This window comes from Herbaspirillum sp. (genome assembly GCF_035644555.1).
GTDB lineage: Bacteria > Pseudomonadota > Gammaproteobacteria > Burkholderiales > Burkholderiaceae_D > Herbaspirillum.
This window is the reverse complement of the sequence record NZ_DASQOH010000004.1, coordinates 72,241-87,587: the sequence shown is the minus strand read 5'-3', so window position 1 is coordinate 87,587 and position 15,347 is coordinate 72,241. Positions and strand designations below refer to the sequence as shown.

Annotated in this window: 11 protein-coding genes; 2 read left to right on the top strand and 9 right to left on the bottom strand. The window is 65.2% G+C overall.

Annotation, left to right across the window (positions count from 1 at the left end; translation table 11 throughout):
• Window positions 1-202: 202 nt before the first annotated feature.
• From VE092_RS01120 to VE092_RS01105, 4 genes are all read right to left on the bottom strand, one after another.
• Window positions 203-505 carry a hypothetical protein gene (locus tag VE092_RS01120; RefSeq protein WP_324872978.1) on the bottom strand — a complete coding sequence of 101 codons (303 nt, stop codon included), beginning with the start codon at window positions 503-505 and terminating at the stop codon, window positions 203-205.
• A gap of 149 nt (window positions 506-654) precedes the next feature.
• Window positions 655-1,803: a HAMP domain-containing sensor histidine kinase gene (locus tag VE092_RS01115; protein ID WP_324872976.1), complete on the bottom strand. Its 1,149-nt coding sequence runs from the start codon at window positions 1,801-1,803 to the stop codon at window positions 655-657.
• Window positions 1,804-1,961: 158 nt separating this feature from the next.
• Window positions 1,962-2,339 carry a response regulator gene (locus VE092_RS01110; RefSeq protein WP_324872974.1) on the bottom strand — a complete coding sequence of 126 codons (378 nt, stop codon included), beginning with the start codon at window positions 2,337-2,339 and terminating at the stop codon, window positions 1,962-1,964.
• Window positions 2,340-2,522: 183 nt separating this feature from the next.
• On the bottom strand, window positions 2,523-5,849 hold the full coding sequence (locus VE092_RS01105) for an autotransporter outer membrane beta-barrel domain-containing protein (RefSeq protein WP_324872972.1): 3,327 nt from the start codon (window positions 5,847-5,849) through the stop codon (window positions 2,523-2,525).
• Between the two features lie 436 nt (window positions 5,850-6,285).
• Here VE092_RS01105 and VE092_RS01100 point away from each other — a divergent pair, with 436 nt between their 5' ends.
• Window positions 6,286-7,086: a chemotaxis protein CheW gene (locus VE092_RS01100; protein WP_324872970.1), complete on the top strand. Its 801-nt coding sequence runs from the start codon at window positions 6,286-6,288 to the stop codon at window positions 7,084-7,086.
• Here VE092_RS01100 and VE092_RS01095 read toward each other — a convergent pair.
• Both VE092_RS01095 and VE092_RS01090 read right to left on the bottom strand, forming a co-directional pair.
• Window positions 7,068-8,093, bottom strand: coding sequence for an XdhC family protein (locus VE092_RS01095; RefSeq protein WP_324872968.1), 1,026 nt, complete (start codon window positions 8,091-8,093; stop codon window positions 7,068-7,070). The genes VE092_RS01100 and VE092_RS01095 overlap by 19 nt on opposite strands.
• Window positions 8,094-8,111: 18 nt before the next feature.
• Window positions 8,112-9,665, bottom strand: coding sequence for a methyl-accepting chemotaxis protein (locus VE092_RS01090; RefSeq protein WP_324872966.1), 1,554 nt, complete (start codon window positions 9,663-9,665; stop codon window positions 8,112-8,114).
• 614 nt (window positions 9,666-10,279) lie between these two features.
• Between VE092_RS01090 and VE092_RS01085 the strand changes: the two genes are divergently transcribed.
• Window positions 10,280-11,377, top strand: a complete 1,098-nt coding sequence (locus VE092_RS01085; RefSeq protein WP_324872964.1) for a porin — start codon at window positions 10,280-10,282, stop codon at window positions 11,375-11,377.
• Between the two features lie 143 nt (window positions 11,378-11,520).
• Here the strand turns inward: VE092_RS01085 and VE092_RS01080 are convergent, their stop codons facing one another.
• Genes VE092_RS01080 through VE092_RS01070 form a run of 3 tightly spaced genes read right to left on the bottom strand, consistent with a single transcriptional unit; the run spans window position 11,521 to window position 15,318 of the window.
• Window positions 11,521-13,929, bottom strand: coding sequence for a xanthine dehydrogenase family protein molybdopterin-binding subunit (locus tag VE092_RS01080; RefSeq protein ID WP_324872963.1), 2,409 nt, complete (start codon window positions 13,927-13,929; stop codon window positions 11,521-11,523).
• Window positions 13,926-14,420, bottom strand: coding sequence for a (2Fe-2S)-binding protein (locus VE092_RS01075; protein ID WP_324872961.1), 495 nt, complete (start codon window positions 14,418-14,420; stop codon window positions 13,926-13,928). The genes VE092_RS01080 and VE092_RS01075 overlap by 4 nt, the downstream gene beginning before the upstream one ends.
• On the bottom strand, window positions 14,413-15,318 hold the full coding sequence (locus tag VE092_RS01070) for a xanthine dehydrogenase family protein subunit M (protein WP_324872959.1): 906 nt from the start codon (window positions 15,316-15,318) through the stop codon (window positions 14,413-14,415). The genes VE092_RS01075 and VE092_RS01070 overlap by 8 nt, the downstream gene beginning before the upstream one ends.
• Between the last annotated feature and the right edge of the window lie 29 nt (window positions 15,319-15,347).

Here is a 15,347-nt window from a genome sequence, read left to right as displayed (position 1 = left end):
GGGTTGTAAGTGCAGTAGCAGTACCGAGTAGTACCGAGCAGTACCGTGTAGTGCCGTAGCAAGTAGTACTTCTGGTGGTAGTGTGTCTCTTTGCGGCGTCCTCTTCGGTCAACGAAGACGACGCCGCTTTTTTCTGCTACCGTCAGGTGCCGGCATGACGACCGCTTGCGAGCGAGCGCGCCGCACACCTGCCCAGCCGCTGTCAGCTGTTCTTGTGGCTCTGCTGACCGGCCTTCACGTGCTGTTCGTGCGAGCCGCCGCGCGAGGAGTCACCTTGCTGCTGACCCGAGCCGCTGCTGCTCTGGTTCTGCTGGTCGTTCTTGTGGCTTTGCTGGCCGGCCTGCACATGCTGTTCGTGGGAACCGCCGCGCGTACTGCCGCCCTGTTGCTGCCCCGACTGGTTGCTGCTCTGGTTCTGCTGGTCGTTCTTGTGACTCTGCTGACCGGCCTGCACATGCTGTTCGTGGGAACCGCCGCGGGTTCCGCCTTGATTCTGGTTCGACATGTCTTCGCTCCTGGTTGGATGCTGCGCTCATGCGCAGTTCTTGCATCATCGGCCCATGCGCGGCGCCCAAGTATCAGCGGAGTGCCTGTGCTGGTGTAGGTCCTCGCTGTCGGAGACGTCATCGAAATCGGCCACTGCGGCCAGCCCGGCTAGGCCGTGCCGCGCGGCAGGCGGAGCGTGAAGGTGGTGCCCTGCGCCGCCGACGAGCTGACCTGCGCCGAACCGCCGTGTGCGATGGCCACCTCGCGCACGATGTACAGTCCCAGCCCCATGCTGCCGGTCTGGTGGGATGCGGAGTCCCGGTCGGCCACCAGCCGCACCAGCGGTTCGAAAATGGCCTGCAGCTTTTCTTCGGGGATCACCGGCCCCTGGTTATTGATGGCCAGCACCACTTCGCTGCCAGTGGCGTCGATGCTGACCCCGATGGGCGCCCCGGGCAGCCCGTGCTGCACGGCATTGCCAAGCAGGTTGGACATGGCCTGGGCGACACGCCCCTGGTCCCACCGGCCCTCCAGCGGTCCTGTGCTCTGCAATACGATGTCCCGGTCCGGATGGGCGCTGCCGATCTCATCGATCACGCGTCGCGCGATCTCGCCGAAGTTGGCCGGCCGGATATCCAGCGGCAGGCCGCGGCCCAGATGGCTACGTGTGTAGTCGAGCAGGTCGCTGACGAGCTTGCTCATGCGATGACTACTGTTGTAGATGCGGGCGGCGATCCTGCGGTGCTGGTCGCCGATGTCTTCGGCCAGCAGCAGGATCTGCGCCCCCTGGATGGACGCTCCCAGCGGATTGCGCAGATCGTGGCCCAATATCGCCAGGAACAGGTTGCGCGACTGTTCGAGCAAGAGGGTATAGCGTGCCAGCGACTCGGCCAGGGCCTGGTCGATGGCCTCGTTGAAGCGCGTGATGTCATCCACGTTGGTTTCATTGCCTTCTTTCCACTCCTTGGCCCACAGCCGCAGGACACTGGCACGCAAAGCCCGGTATTCGGAAGCCAGTTGCTGGACGTCGAAGCCCGACAGGAGACGGGCGATGGCATGGGTTTCGGCGGCCGTATCGGTATCGGGCCGTGGTCCGCGCCCTTCGGATTTCCTGATCCCTTCCGCTTCCGTCTGGCCGCGCTCCAGGTCCTCGGCGATGGTACGCAACATCAGGGAGGCATGATTCCTGAGCGCCTTGGAATCCATGCTCAGGGCAGGTGGTTCGATGGTCTTGGCGAACTGCTCCCAGGCCTGCAGGATCAATTCCATACGTGAGCGGATAAAGTCGGACAGGCGCAGAACGGGTGGGGTGGACATTGTTATTTTTCCTCCGGGTCGGACGGAACTGGCGGGCGGGTTCAGTGCATTGAGAGCGCGGACTCTGCGTTATTGTTCCGGTCACCCGGCCGTCGCAAGCGTGGTCACCGATGAGCTGGCCCGCGCTCGTGACGCGGCCACACCCTCTCCAGCGCCGCCTACTGTACAGCTTCGATGGTGGAAAGCAGGAGCTTGAAGGCGCAGGGTTTGGTCAGCAGCGCGGCAAACATCTTGCGCGCCTGCCAGGAATTGGTCATCGGGGTGGCACTCAACAGTACCACGGGGATGGCGGAGAGCCGGCTGTCGGCCTTCAGGTGGGCGGCCAGCTGCAGGCCATCCATCACCGGCATGCGCAGGTCGGTCAGCACGACGTGCACACGCTGGTCGGCTTGGCGCAGAAGGGCATAAGCTTCGGCGCCGTTACCGGCTTCGAGGACTTGATAGCCTTCGGTTCGCAGCACTTCGCAAAAAAGTGCACGAACTTCAGTGTTGTCTTCCACCACCAGAATGGTGCGGGCAATGGCCGTTCGTTGCATGGGTGAGTCCGCTCTCGAGTGCAGCGCCCGAGGGGGGCGTCATCCGTGATTATGGATTCGCCTGCGCGCGGCGAATATCAGGCAACGCCTCAAAAATCGCAAAAAATCGCCTACGGCCCTGTCGGAGGACTCCCACAAGACCGGCAACAGCCGGGTCGGCGCATCGCCTGCCCGGCCCCTACATCAGAAACGCCAGTTGGCGGAAACCGCTGCGGTCAGCTCGGCATCGCCGCCGCGCCAGAACGTGCCGGACAAGGAAGCCTCCAGCGCCAGGTCCTGCCGGACCCGATAGGAAGCACCGGCCTGCAGGTCCAGGCTGTCACGCTGGATCAGTTCGCTGGTGGCGGCAAAGGCACTGCCGGCATAACCAGCGAAGCGCGCCGCCTGCGTGTTCATGCGGTCGAGCATCTCGCGATTCCAGCTGGCCTTCAGACGGGTCCGCACCTGGCGGCCCGAGGCCAGGCTCAGGTCACTGCGCCATTCTCCGCCCAGGCGTGCGCGCAGCGAACGGAAGGAATTGCCGTCCAGCTGCAGACCGGGGCCATCCGAATTGTTTTCGGTGACGGCCGGCCGTGTCAGCAGCGTGTAGTCGAGGCTGGCCAACGGTCCGACACTGCTGCCTTCGGCCATCCGCCAGCGCCATCCGGCGCCCAGCGTGGCGCCACCCGTCGTACCGGTCCAGGTGCCGCGCGGCGCCGCCTGATAGCCGTTGATGCCGATCTTGCGCTCCAGTCGCCCCTCCTCCACTCCCAAGCGGGCCTGGGCGAAGGCATGCGGGCCGGCCAGCGGATCGGCGGCATAGGCCAGATGCGCACCGACATCCAGCGCCGAGGTCTCGCCCGAGGCCGGGGTGAGGCCATCGACCCGGGTCGACTGACCGCTGACCGCACCGTGCAGACCGAGGGTCCAGCCATCCATGGCCAGGCCGCTGCGTTCGACCCCCAGCGCCACGCCATAGGTATTGCCGTTGGCGCCGACGGCGCGCTCGGAACGCGTGCGCCAGTAGGCGCTACCGAAGGGAATGGCAAAAGCGGTCCACTCACTGCCGGCCTGCAGCTGTCCGTCCGGCGTCGTTGCCCCCGGCGCGCGGGCAGCCACCAGGTCGCCGATATGTCGCTCGCGCAGCAGCGCACCCGACAACATCTCGCCATAGGCCACCGGCGAGAGCTGCCGCAATGCCGGAGCAATGGCGCTGCCGTCGGCCGCCGAAAAGTCCAGTGCGGCCACCAGCGAACGCATGTCGCCACGTGCATTGCCGGCCACGCCATCGAGCGAACGCGCAACCTGGCGCGTCAGGTCATCGCTGGCGTAGCGCGAATAGGCCGCATCGCGGCGCTGCACCGAGACCGTATAGCTCAGGCCGCCGTCGGCGGTGACCGCGGCCACCAGCGTCGGTGAGGCCAGCAGTGCGCTGGCCGACGCAAACCCGCCGCTGATGCTGCCGGCCTGCAGCCACTGGTCACTGGTGAGGGTGAAACGATTGGCATACCAGCTGCGCTGTGGAGCGATGGTGAGGCTCCCGTCCAGCGCCGCATTGCCACTGACGACCAGGGAACTGAGGTTGCCGCTACCGTCCACGCTGGTGAGCAGCCTGCCGTCGGCGGCCTGGTCGTAATTGCCGACCACCTTGATGCTGCTACCCAGCGTGGGCGCCAGCGTGCCATGGTTGGTGAACCGGCCGGCGCTATTGAGGGTATAGCGGCTGCTGCCACCCAGGAGCGCAGGCTGGGCGATATTGACCTGGTAGACCTGATGGTCGCCGGTGAGGATGGTGGTGCCGCCCTCGAAGGCCAGCGAAAGATTGTCGATGCCCACGATGTTGCCGTCATAACGCAATGCGAATCCCGAATCGGCCGAGGTGGTCGCATGACCATCGGCGTCCGGCAGGTAGCCGAAGCTCAGGGTGGTCAGGCGCGGCGCAGTGCCGTCCAGTTCGGCATAGTCGGAACGGATATCGCCCTGCAGAGCCGCACCGCGCATGACGTTGATCTGGCCCACATAGGCATTGCTGGAGATATAGATGGCGGCACTGCGGCCGGCCAGGCGCCCGGTCAGATCGAAACGGCTGACCAGCGGGCCATCCAGCTCCGCCAGCAGGGAGCCAGTGGTCTTCGATCCCCGGTAGATGTAGGAGCCACGGTAGTCGCTGTCATTGCCCAGGATATTGTTGCCGAAGTCGAAGCTCGCTGCGATGCCGTCCTCACCCAGGGCCTGCACGTCACCGCGCTGGGTGAAGGTGTGGTCCTTGCCGTAGGTGAACATCACCCCGCGCCCATAGGGGCCATCGGCATAGACCCGGGTACCGGGCAGGATGACGATATGGTTGCCGGCACCGTCGATGCGCATGCCCGCGCCACCTGCGCCGGCCGAGAGCAGGTCGGCGCGCTGGTAGATGGTATTGTTGCTGCCGTAGACATGCAGGCCCAGGCCCAGCGTGGCCAGGTTATATGTATTGGGCAGGTAGGCGCTACCCTCTGCGTTGCGCTGGAAAAAACCGTCGTCGTTGAGGATCACCTGGCCGTCGGCGTAGACGGAACGCCCGAAGAAATTGCGACGGTCGATGTCATAGCCCAGGTCCTGCAGGATCGCCAGTTCGGCTTCCATGAAGGTGGTGTAGTTGCGGTAGCTCTGATGGCTCATCAGGCTGTTCTTGAGTTCCAGGTGCGACATGAATGGCGGATCGGAAACGGTCTCGGTGCCGGTGCTGAGCGGTATGCCGCGCATGCCGGAGCCGGCCAGCACCTGCGCCACATTCGGGCCAATGAAATACCCCGAGTTCTTGCTGACGTCGAACACATCGGCACCGCTCACCTTGCTGCATGTCATGCACCAGATCACCTGGCCGGGCTGGGCCGCCTTGCCGTTGTCGTCGCGCAGGTAGGAGGTCCACTGGTTGATCCTGTCGCTGAAGCGATACACGGAAGGGCCGGAGGGCTGCTCGGTTTCTTTAATGGTAGAGCCAATCCCCAGTGCATGTCCGATCTCGTGAAAGGCGACCGCCGGCAGATCCCAGCCTGTGACATTGCGCGGCAGTTGGGAAGGAATGTAGTCGTTGGTACTCACCGGCAAGTTGCCAATACCCACGAAGCCATGCGCACCCAGCGTCAACTTGCCGGCCTGCAGATTCTGCAGCGCTGCCTGCACCTGGGTCGGCGCGGTGCGCAGGCCGGGCACCAACGGACTTTCGGCATGGGCGTTGTCGTCGCTATCCTCGCTACCGATATTGATCACCGCCGGGGACGTACCGGGGATCACCTTGATATAGTTGGCCCACTGTCGAAGCCCCGCCAGGGTCTGCTGCTTGAACATGTCCGAGAGCGCAAACGGCGAGGATTGGAACGTGTCGCCCTCTTTCTGAAAGTCACCGTCAGCAGGCCCGTAGAAGCGGGCCTCGAAGATCGGCACCTGATTGCTGTCCAGAATCGTGTGTGATTCATAGGTCTGCGCCTGTGTCTGCGCGCAGGCCAACATCGCCGCAGCGGCGACGGCCTTCAATACCATTCCCTTCATGCTTTCCCCTGATGATCGCCGGCCGTTTCGGTCCTCGGCGCGTTTCTTGACATGTTCCGTATTTTTGTTAAGGCGCCACCGTACAGCAGCAGGCGAAGGGGTAAAGCCAGTAAATAAGACGGTTTTCCCTCCTTGATCGCGCGGTTCGCCAACCGCCTTGCCTGCAGCACGATTGCTCGGCCGGATGCGGTGACTGATGAGCATCATTTCTGCGACAGCCGCGCCGTCCTGGCGCGCGGTGGAAATGACGACGTCCAGGGGCTGATCAATGGCATCCAAGAAGGATGAACATCTGGTGTAAAGGCAGCGTTCGCCCCGTCGCTGTCACAGAACGATCGGCAAGGAGGGCTTCAATCAACTGGAAAAGCGCCTCATCGCCAATCTGGCGCAGCAGAATGTCTCGAAACTGGTACAGGAGTTCAATTTCAAGGCACGCGTGATCATCGACATCGTGGTGCGCAACCTGTTCGAGCGGACCGCCGATGTCGGCTTCCTGGCCATGGACGAGGCCATCCGCCAGTTCATCCTGGCCGGCCCCCAGGGCGACCGCCACGCCATCGTCGCGCTGCTCGACGCCTATCGACAGAAATACACCGTCTACGACGAGATCTTCATTCTCGATCCCCAGGGCCGGGTGCTGGCCAATCTCGATCCCGCCCATCCCATCGGGCAATCGCATGATCCACTGGTGGCACGGACCCTGGCGGCCACCGGCGCCGAGATCGACGTCGCCGCCAGTGCCGGCAAGGTCCGTGAATTCGCCACCGTCCTGATCGACGATGCGCTTTTTGCGCTACCGGCCGGCAACGTGATCGAAGCCATCGAAGCCTCACGCATGCTCTCCACCTCTACCTTCAAGCCGGTATTGGCGGGGGCGCTGGACTATCACGAAGGCGGTGCGGCAGCTTCGGTGTTCGTCCCGGTGGTGGATATGCGTCTGCTGCTGCTGGCCGGTGGTACCGCCGCGGCGCCGACGGCGACCCAGGCCCGGGAGATTGTGATCGTGCGTCACGCGGGCAGTCTGGTGGGACTGCTGGTCGATGGCCTGCATGACGTGCTGGAATTTGGCGAAAGCCATATCGATGCGCCCCTGCTCATGTTCGGTGGTGGCGCCAACTACATTGGCAACCTGATCCGCACCGCCAGGCCGGGCGACACCATCCAGGTAGTGGACGTGGAACGCATCGTGATGAACTTCTTCGGACCGCGCAAGCAGGCCTACCTGGTGGCATCCTGACCGGGTAGACTGCGATGGTCGCCAGCGTCTGGCGCCGCCGCCGAGGATGTCCGGTCCGCCGCGTTGCGGACCGCCGTCATCTGCGCCAAGATGGAAACGGCGATCTCGGCGGGCGTATGGCTGTCGATCGGCAGGCCGATGGGGGCATGCAGGCGGGCGATCTGCGCCGCGTCGAGATCGAACAGGGCCAGCCGTTCACGGCGGCGCCGGCTGTTGGCATGCGACCCCAGCGCACCGACATAGAAGGCCGGTGAGGCCAGCGCTTCCAGCAAGGCCATGTCGTCCAGCCGCGGATCATGGGTCAGGGCCACGATGGCGGTATGCGCGTCGGCCTGCATGGCCAATACCACGTCATCGGGCATGCCGCTCAGCAAGCGACTGCCGGCCACCTCCCAGCCGGCCGCGTATTCCTCGCGCGGATCGCACACCAGGACGTCGTAGTCGAGCATCAGCGCCATCCTGGCCAGCACCTGTGACAACTGCCCTGCACCGATCATCAGCAGGCGCCAGCGCGGTCCGTAGCAGACCGTGAAGCGGTCCTGCTCCAGCTGCGGCCGGGGTAGTGCACCACCGGCATCCGGCAGCGCTCGGCAGCACACGGTGCCGTCGCGCAGGTCCAGCTGGCGGCGGATGCGGCCCTGCGCGGCGGTCGCCTCCAGCACCGTGTCCAGCCAGCCGGCGTGCGGCAGGGCCTCGCGCACCAGCACCAGAGTACCGCCGCAGGGCAGCCCGAAGCGCTCGGCCTGTTCGCGCGTGAGTCCATATTCCAGCAGTTCGGGCCGGGCCAGCGCGGCGCCCTCCTGCCGCACCCGCTCGATGAGATCATCCTCGACGCAGCCCCCCGACACCGAACCGACCACCCGCCCATCGTCGCGGATGGCGACCATCGCTCCCGGGCCGCGCGGGGCACTGCCCCAGGTGCGCGCTACCGTGAACAGCTGCGCCGCATGGCCTTGCTGCCGCCAATGACGGGCCGTACGCAAGACCTCCAGATCCAGGCTCTCCATCTGCTCCTCCGGCCGGTGTCAGGCCTTGGCCAGGCGAAATACGTCCATCGACAGCCGGACCGCCCCGGCCTGCTCCACCAGCGAGGCCGAGGAGGCGGCCGCCTGCTCCACCAGTGCCGCGTTCTGCTGGGTGATGCGATCCAGCGAAGAGAGCGCCGCAGCCACCTGATGCACCCCCTCGCGCTGCTCCACGCTGGCGCGCGACATGTCGTCGATGAGACTGCTCACTCCGCCGATGGAAGAAACCACCTCCGTGATCGTCTGGGCCGACGCCTTGACCAGTGTCTCCCCTTGCCGCACGCTGGCCAGCGAGGCCGCAATCAGCTCCGCGATTTCGCGCGCTGCCGTGGTGCTGCGCTGGGCCAGTGTGCGTACCTCGGTGGCCACCACGGCGAAGCCGCGACCGTTCTCGCCGGCACGCGCCGCTTCCACTGCGGCATTGAGTGCCAGGATATTGGTCTGGAAGGCGATGCCCTCAACCACCTTGACGATCTGCGCGATACGCGCGGCATCGGCGGCCATGCCCTGCATGGTCTGCACGATGCGATCGAAGGCCTGCCCGCCGCGCTGCGCCACGTCGGCTGCGGCCACCGCATTGGCCGCAGCCGACACGGCGTGGTCGGCATTGTTCTGGATGGTGGCCGCCAGTTCTTCCATGCTGGAGGCAATTTCCTGCAACGATGAGGCCTGGCTCTCCGTGCGCTGCGACAGGTCCATGTTGCCGGCGGCGATATCCGAGCAGGCGCGGGTGACACCGCCGACGTCGCGACCGACTTCGCCGATCAGGTTGACCAGACTGCTTCTCATGAGCAATAGTGCGCGCACCAGATCGGCGGCATGCGGCTGACGTGTCTGTTCCAGCGGCGCATCCAGGTCGCCGGCGGCCATGCGATAGGCGAAATCGGTGGCCTGCTCCAGTGGCTGCATCAGTTGCCGTCGCTGCCACAGGCTGCTCGACACCAGCAGTGCAAGCGCAGCGGCCAGCATGCCCAGTGCCGCCAGCGGAGATGCGTTTGCCCACAAGAGACCGGCGGCGAGCGCGGTAACCAGCTGCATGGCCTGCCATGCCATGATGCGCTTGAGCAGGCCTGGCCGCCACAGGCGTTGCGCCAGGCCGGGCAGGCCGGTGCGCAGGAACTGTCCGCCGCGCACCGTCCAGCCGCGTGCACGGCCTTGCCTGAATCGTCGCAGCATGGTGGCGGCAAAGCTGACCTGCTCCGCAGGCGCATGGGTGCGCACCGAGGTCGAGCCGACCACGCGGCCTCCCTCGCGTACCAGCGACACATTGGTCATGGCCCAGATGCGCTGGCCGTCACTGCCGCGAATGCAGGTCAGGCCGGCCCAGCGGCGCCCTTGTTCGATGGTGGTATGGCGCATGTCCTTGACCGCCTCGGCCGGCACTTCCGGATCGAGCAGACGCGTATAGGGCATGCCGACCAACTGCTGCATGGGAATGCCCACTTCGTCGGCGAACGCCTGGTTGGCATAGGTGATGATCCCCTCCGAGCTGGTCCGGCTGATCAGATACTGTCCCGGCCGCAGTGCGCGACCGTCCTCTTGCTGCTGGCTCACCATCCCCCCCTCCCGCCATCCGCCCACCCCATCGGAGGCCGTAGTTTCCCGCGATTAATAACGAACATCATTCTGTTATTTCCCATCATTGCATGTCAAGGGTTTTCCTTTTTCCACGCCTGCCCGGGGTCGAGCAAGAGAATCTCCGTCGCATACGTTCCGGTGTCCTGTGCCGCCAGCGTCGCCGCGCTACAACGTCGCGCAGGATTGCGACAGGATAGCGAGCCTTCCATCGCATCGGGCCGCGAGCCTCACCCGACGGGCCTTGGATGAGGCATTCCCGGAAAATTCGCACCAAAAATGCGAATAAGAACGGCCAGCCTGCATTTTTAAGTGCATGGGACGACGGTGCTGCACCATTTGTTTCCGTCGCTCCGCCGACGCCGACCGCGCGACCAGGACAGCGTATCCAAAAACTTCGCATCAGGACCACAATAACGATTGACATTCATTTTATTGAGATTAAATAATGTCATTCATTATTTGACCAAGATCAAAGCAGGCGCCACGCCGCCCACTCATTCAGATCCATTGCAGTCCGATTCATCCGAAGGCTCCACCGCCCGGTGGTTTTCCACGCTGTCTTGATTGTTCAACCTGAAGGGGAAATAAAAGTGAAGAAACGTCTGTTAGCCGCCGTCTCCGCCGGCCTGTGCCTGGGGGGGCTGGGTACCGAAGCGATGGCCCAGAGCAGTGTCACCATCTACGGCATCATCGACACCGGTGTCGAATATCTCAATCACACCAATGCGGCCGGCCAGGGCAAGTTACGCACGCTGCCGCTGACCGGACTGCTGCCCTCGCGCATCGGTTTCAAGGGCGTGGAAGACCTGGGTGGCGGACTGCGCGCCTTCTTCAACCTGGAAAGCGGCTTCGTGCCGACCACCGGCGGCATGGGCCAGGGCAACCGGCTGTTCGGACGCCAGTCCAACGTCGGCCTGATGGACCCGACCTGGGGTACCTTCACGCTGGGTCGCCAGTACAACATGACGGCCATCTCGTTGATCGCGGCCGACATCATGGGACCGGCCAACCACGGCCTGTCCAACATGGACTCCTACCTGCCCAACACCCGCAGCGACAATGCCCTGGGCTACATGAACAAGATCGGCAACACCACCGTGGGCGCCACCTATAGCTTCGGTCGCGACACCTCCAGCGCCGGCGGCCCGGCGGCCACCAACTGTGCCGGTGAAAATGCTGCCGATGCCCAGGCCTGCCGCCAATGGACGGCGCTGATCAAGTACGATACCGCCACCTGGGGCGTGGCCACGGCCTACGACACCCTGCGCGGAGGTGCTGGCGCCGGCAACCTGCTCACCAGCAGCAACTACAAGGACAATCGCGCCTCCTTCAATGGCTGGTTCAAGCTGGGCGATCTCAAGATCGGTGGTGGCCTGATCGCCCGCCACCTGCAGCGCGCGGTCGACATCAACTACAACCTCTGGTATCTGGGCGCGAGCTATCCGCTGTCGCCGCAATGGCAGCTGGAGGGCCAGGTGGCGCATCTGGATACCCGCAACTCTCCCGATGACAGTACCCTGGGAACGGCGCGTGCGATCTATATGCTGTCCAAGCGCACCAGTCTCTACGCGTCGTATGCGTATATCAAGAACCGCGGCAATGCCGCCATCGCCGTCAGCTCCGGCAGCACGGTCGGCGTGGGCCAGAACCAGTCCAGCGTCATGGCCGGTATTCGTCATACCTTCTGAAGTCGCTTCACTCCTGAGGATCCCTTTGTAGGACTTGACGGAACGCACAGACGCGTTCCGTTTTTTTTTCGTCCGGTGCTTCCGGCGGCGGCGAAAAAAAAGGCACCGTCAAGACGGTGCCCTGCACTGGCCTGCGCCCGGTGTCAGAACGGGCGCAGGTGCACCTCTCCCTGCCGCGTCTCGGGATGATGCAAGACGTCCAGCACATGCGCCGGCGTGAACGGCTGGCGCCAGACACCCTGCCCCAGCGTACGCAGCGCATCGTTGACCGCGCACCAGATGGCACCGATGGCCCCCACCGTGCCGGCCTCGCCCACGCCCTTGGCACCGAGGCTGGTTTCGCGCTCCGGGGTGGTGACGTGACCGACATGGATCTGCGGCATCTCCGATGCCATGGGGATCAGATAATCGGCCAGCGAGGCATTGCTCATCTGGCCGTTGTCGGAATAGAGGCACTGCTCGAACAGCGCAGCCCCGATCCCCTGCACGACACCGCCACGGATCTGCTCATCGGTCAACAGGGGATTGACGATGCGCCCGCAGTCTTCCACCACCCAGACATCGAGTACGCGGATCAGTCCGGTCTCCACATCAACCTCCACCTGCGCAGCCTGCACCCCGTTGGCGGCGAAGTAGGGCTTGCCGGTGGGCGCATAGCTGCGTTCCACACTCAGTTCCGGAATCAGCTCCAGCTTGATCGCGGTCGAGTCGTAGTGGGCCTTGAGCGCCAACTCCTCCAGACTCATCAGGGCCGCACCATCACGCCCGGTGATGATGCCGGCGACGATGTCCAGGCCTTCGGCCGGCAGACCGGCCAGCGCCGCCGCAATGCCCAGGATATTGGTGCGCAGCTGCGCACCGGCCAGCAGCGCCGCTTCGCCCGCCAGCGAAATACCACGCGAGGCCCAGGCGCCACCGCCCAGCGGATCACGCGCGGTATCACCAGCGCTCACCGCTACCGCCTCCAGCGGACAACCCATGACCTGCGCCACGATCTGCGTCAGGCCGGTACGCGTGCCCTGGCCCTGGTCGGTGGCGCTGGTGCGGCACAGGATATGGCCGGAGGGCAGCAGGCTGAGGCGTACCCCCTCCTTGCCGGCCACCCGCACCTGGTTGGGCCCGTACAGACCGGCGCCCACGCCGGTCAGCTCGACGAAGGTACACAGTCCGATGCCCCGATAGACGCCACGCTGGCGCAGCGCTTCCTGGTCGGCGCGCAACTGGCGGTAGTCCATGTTCTCCAGCAGCTGGTCCATGCAAGCATCCAGCGACAGCGGTCCCAACGGAATGCCGCCGGTCGCCGGCAGCAATGGTGCCTCCGCCGGGCGGGCCGGAAGATGGTTGCGGCGACGCATGGTCACCGGGTCCATCCCGATAGCCGCCGCAGCATCGTCAATCAGCTGTTCGATGATGGCACAGGCGATCGGCTGGCCGACAGCGCGGTAGGCGCCGGTCGGTACCTTGTTGACGAAGGCGCCGCGCACGCGTCCGCGGAAGGCCTCAATGCGATAGGCCGAACCGCACAGGTCCAGCGCCTGCAGGGCCTCGCCGATGCTGGAACGCGGATAGGCCGATACCGCGCCGAAGCAGAACAGCAGATCGACGTCCAGTCCCAGCAACCGTCCCTCTCCATCCACCGCCAGCTGTGCCTCGACGCTGGCGTCACGGGCATGGACATCGGAGACGAAGGACTCCAGGCGATCGGCCTGGAACTTGACCGGCCGGCCCAGCAGCACCGCGATGGCGGCCACCGCGATCTCGTCAGCATAGGCGTGCAGCTTGATGCCGAAGGCCCCGCCCACGTCCGGGCTGGCGACGCGTACCCGCTCCAGCGGCAGCTTGAGCAGACTGGCGAAGATCTCCTGCATCTGGAACGGCGCCTGATGCGACTGCTGGACCTCCAGCTCGCCGGTGCGCCGGTCATAGCTCGCCAGGATGCCGCGCGGCTCCAGCGGCACGCCAGTCTGGCGTCCGAAGCTGAAGCGCCGGCGCACCACCTGGGCGGCGCTGGCGAAGGCGGCCGCCACGTCCCCGCTGCCGATGTGCCGCTCCAGCGCCAGGTTATGTTCGATGGCCGGATGGCAGGGTGGGCAGCCGGGCTTCAGGGCCGCCTGCGGATCGACCACCGGTTCGCCTTCTTCCCAGTCGATCTCGATCCGTTCCAGCGCATCCTCGGCCTGCGCGCGCGTGTCCGCCACCACCGCCACCACCGCTTCGCCCTGCCAGAACACTTCATCGATGGCCAGCGGATTCTGCGGGGCCGAGACGTGCGTGGGCCACATGGCGAAGCGGGTGGTCCAGTCGGTGCATACCATGGCCAGGTCGGCGCCGGTGATGACCGCGCTCACGCCCGGCATGGCGGCGGCAGCCTCGACCTTGATCGAATGAAAGCGGGCGCGGGCAAACGGACTGCGATAGAACACCACATGCTGCATGCCGGCCAGTACCAGGTCATCCAGATAGCGGCCGCGCCCGGCCACGAAACGTTCGGCATCGGGGCGTGTGACGCTGCTGCCGATCCATCCGCCGGCGCCCGGGGCCACGGCGCTCATGCGCACTCTCCAGCAGCCGTCTCGATGGCGTCGACGATGGCCTGATAACCGGTGCAGCGGCAATAGTTGCCGGAGATGGCATCGCGGATCTCGGCGCGGCTCGGACAGGGCGTGACCTGCAGCAGTTCATTGGCGGTCATCAGCATGCCCGGGGTGCAAAAACCGCACTGCATGGCGTTACGCGCCACGAAGGCGCGTTGCAGGCCGGCGATCTCGCCGCTGTCGGCCAGGCCCTCCAGGGTATCCACGCTCAGGCCATCGACCTGCACCGCCAGCATCAGGCAGCCGCGTACCACCGCGCCGTCGACCCGGACATTGCAGGCACCGCAGACACCTACCTCGCAGCCGACGTGGGCTGCCGTGAGCCCCATGTCCTGGCGCAGGAAGTCCACCAGGTTGCGGCGCACCGGCACCAGACAATCGACGGCCTTGCCGTTGAGGGTAAATTGGATGCGCGCGTGTTCCACGCAGCTGACGGTCAGGTCATCCATGGCGGGCTCCGGAAGGAAGGAAGGAATCGGCTGGCGCGCCGAAGGTGGCGGTGAGCACGCGACGGATCAGGGCACGTGCCTGCAGGCGCTTGACCTCGGGGCTGCCGAAATGATTGTGATCGGGTTCGAGTTCGGCCACGGCGGCCGCGGCGATGGCTTCTCCCAGCGGCTCCGACCAGGGTTGTCCCTCGGCCAGCCCGGCAGCGGCAGCCGACAGGATGGGCATGGGATCGGTGCCGAAGGTGGTCAGGCGCAGATCGCTGATGAGCCCCTGGGCATGACGGGCACGCAGGGCCACACCGACCATGGCGAAGTCGCCATGGCGACGCGCCAGTTCGTCGAAACCGAACACCTCGTCCGGCTGGCAGGCCGGGTAGAGCGCTTCGATCAGGATCTCGTCATCCTGGCGGGCCGTCTCGTAGAGACCGAAGAAATAATCCACCGCCGGTACCTCGCGCACGCCGCCATCGCGGCTTTGCAGCACCAGCAGGGCATCCAGGGTGATGGCGCAGGCCGGCATCTCGGCCGACGGATCGGCCAGTGCCAGACTGCCGCAGGTGGTACCGCGATTACGCACTGCCGGATGGGCCACATGGCGCATGGCCATGTGCAGCAAGGGCAGATGTTGTTCCACCAGCGGTGAGCTGGCGGTCTCGGCATGACGCACCAGGGCGCCGATGCGCACATGGCTGGCATCCTCGGCCAGCACGATGCCCTTAAGTTCCTCGATGCGATTGATGTCGATGAGCAGGCTCGGCGCCGACAGGCGCAGATTGAGGGTGGCGAACATGCTCTGGCCGCCGGCCAGGATGCGCGCATCGCTGCCGTGTTCAGCCAGCAGCGCGCACGCCTCTTCCAGCGAGCTCGGGCGGGCGTATTGGAAACCTGATGCCTTCATGCAATATCCGATAAGTTGTGACAGGCCGG

What these genes read in the sequence shown, in the direction of transcription:
- VE092_RS01095 (WP_324872968.1), bottom strand. Translation starts at nt 8,093, where the DNA reads ATGGAGAGCCTGGATCTGGAGGTCTTGCGTACGGCCCGTCATTGGCGG.
- VE092_RS01075 (WP_324872961.1), bottom strand. Translation starts at nt 14,420, where the DNA reads ATGGATGACCTGACCGTCAGCTGCGTGGAACACGCGCGCATCCAATTT.
- VE092_RS01120 (WP_324872978.1), bottom strand. Translation starts at nt 505, where the DNA reads ATGTCGAACCAGAATCAAGGCGGAACCCGCGGCGGTTCCCACGAACAG.
- VE092_RS01110 (WP_324872974.1), bottom strand. Translation starts at nt 2,339, where the DNA reads ATGCAACGAACGGCCATTGCCCGCACCATTCTGGTGGTGGAAGACAAC.
- VE092_RS01080 (WP_324872963.1), bottom strand. Translation starts at nt 13,929, where the DNA reads ATGAGCGCCGTGGCCCCGGGCGCCGGCGGATGGATCGGCAGCAGCGTC.
- VE092_RS01105 (WP_324872972.1), bottom strand. Translation starts at nt 5,849, where the DNA reads ATGAAGGGAATGGTATTGAAGGCCGTCGCCGCTGCGGCGATGTTGGCC.
- VE092_RS01070 (WP_324872959.1), bottom strand. Translation starts at nt 15,318, where the DNA reads ATGAAGGCATCAGGTTTCCAATACGCCCGCCCGAGCTCGCTGGAAGAG.
- VE092_RS01115 (WP_324872976.1), bottom strand. Translation starts at nt 1,803, where the DNA reads ATGTCCACCCCACCCGTTCTGCGCCTGTCCGACTTTATCCGCTCACGT.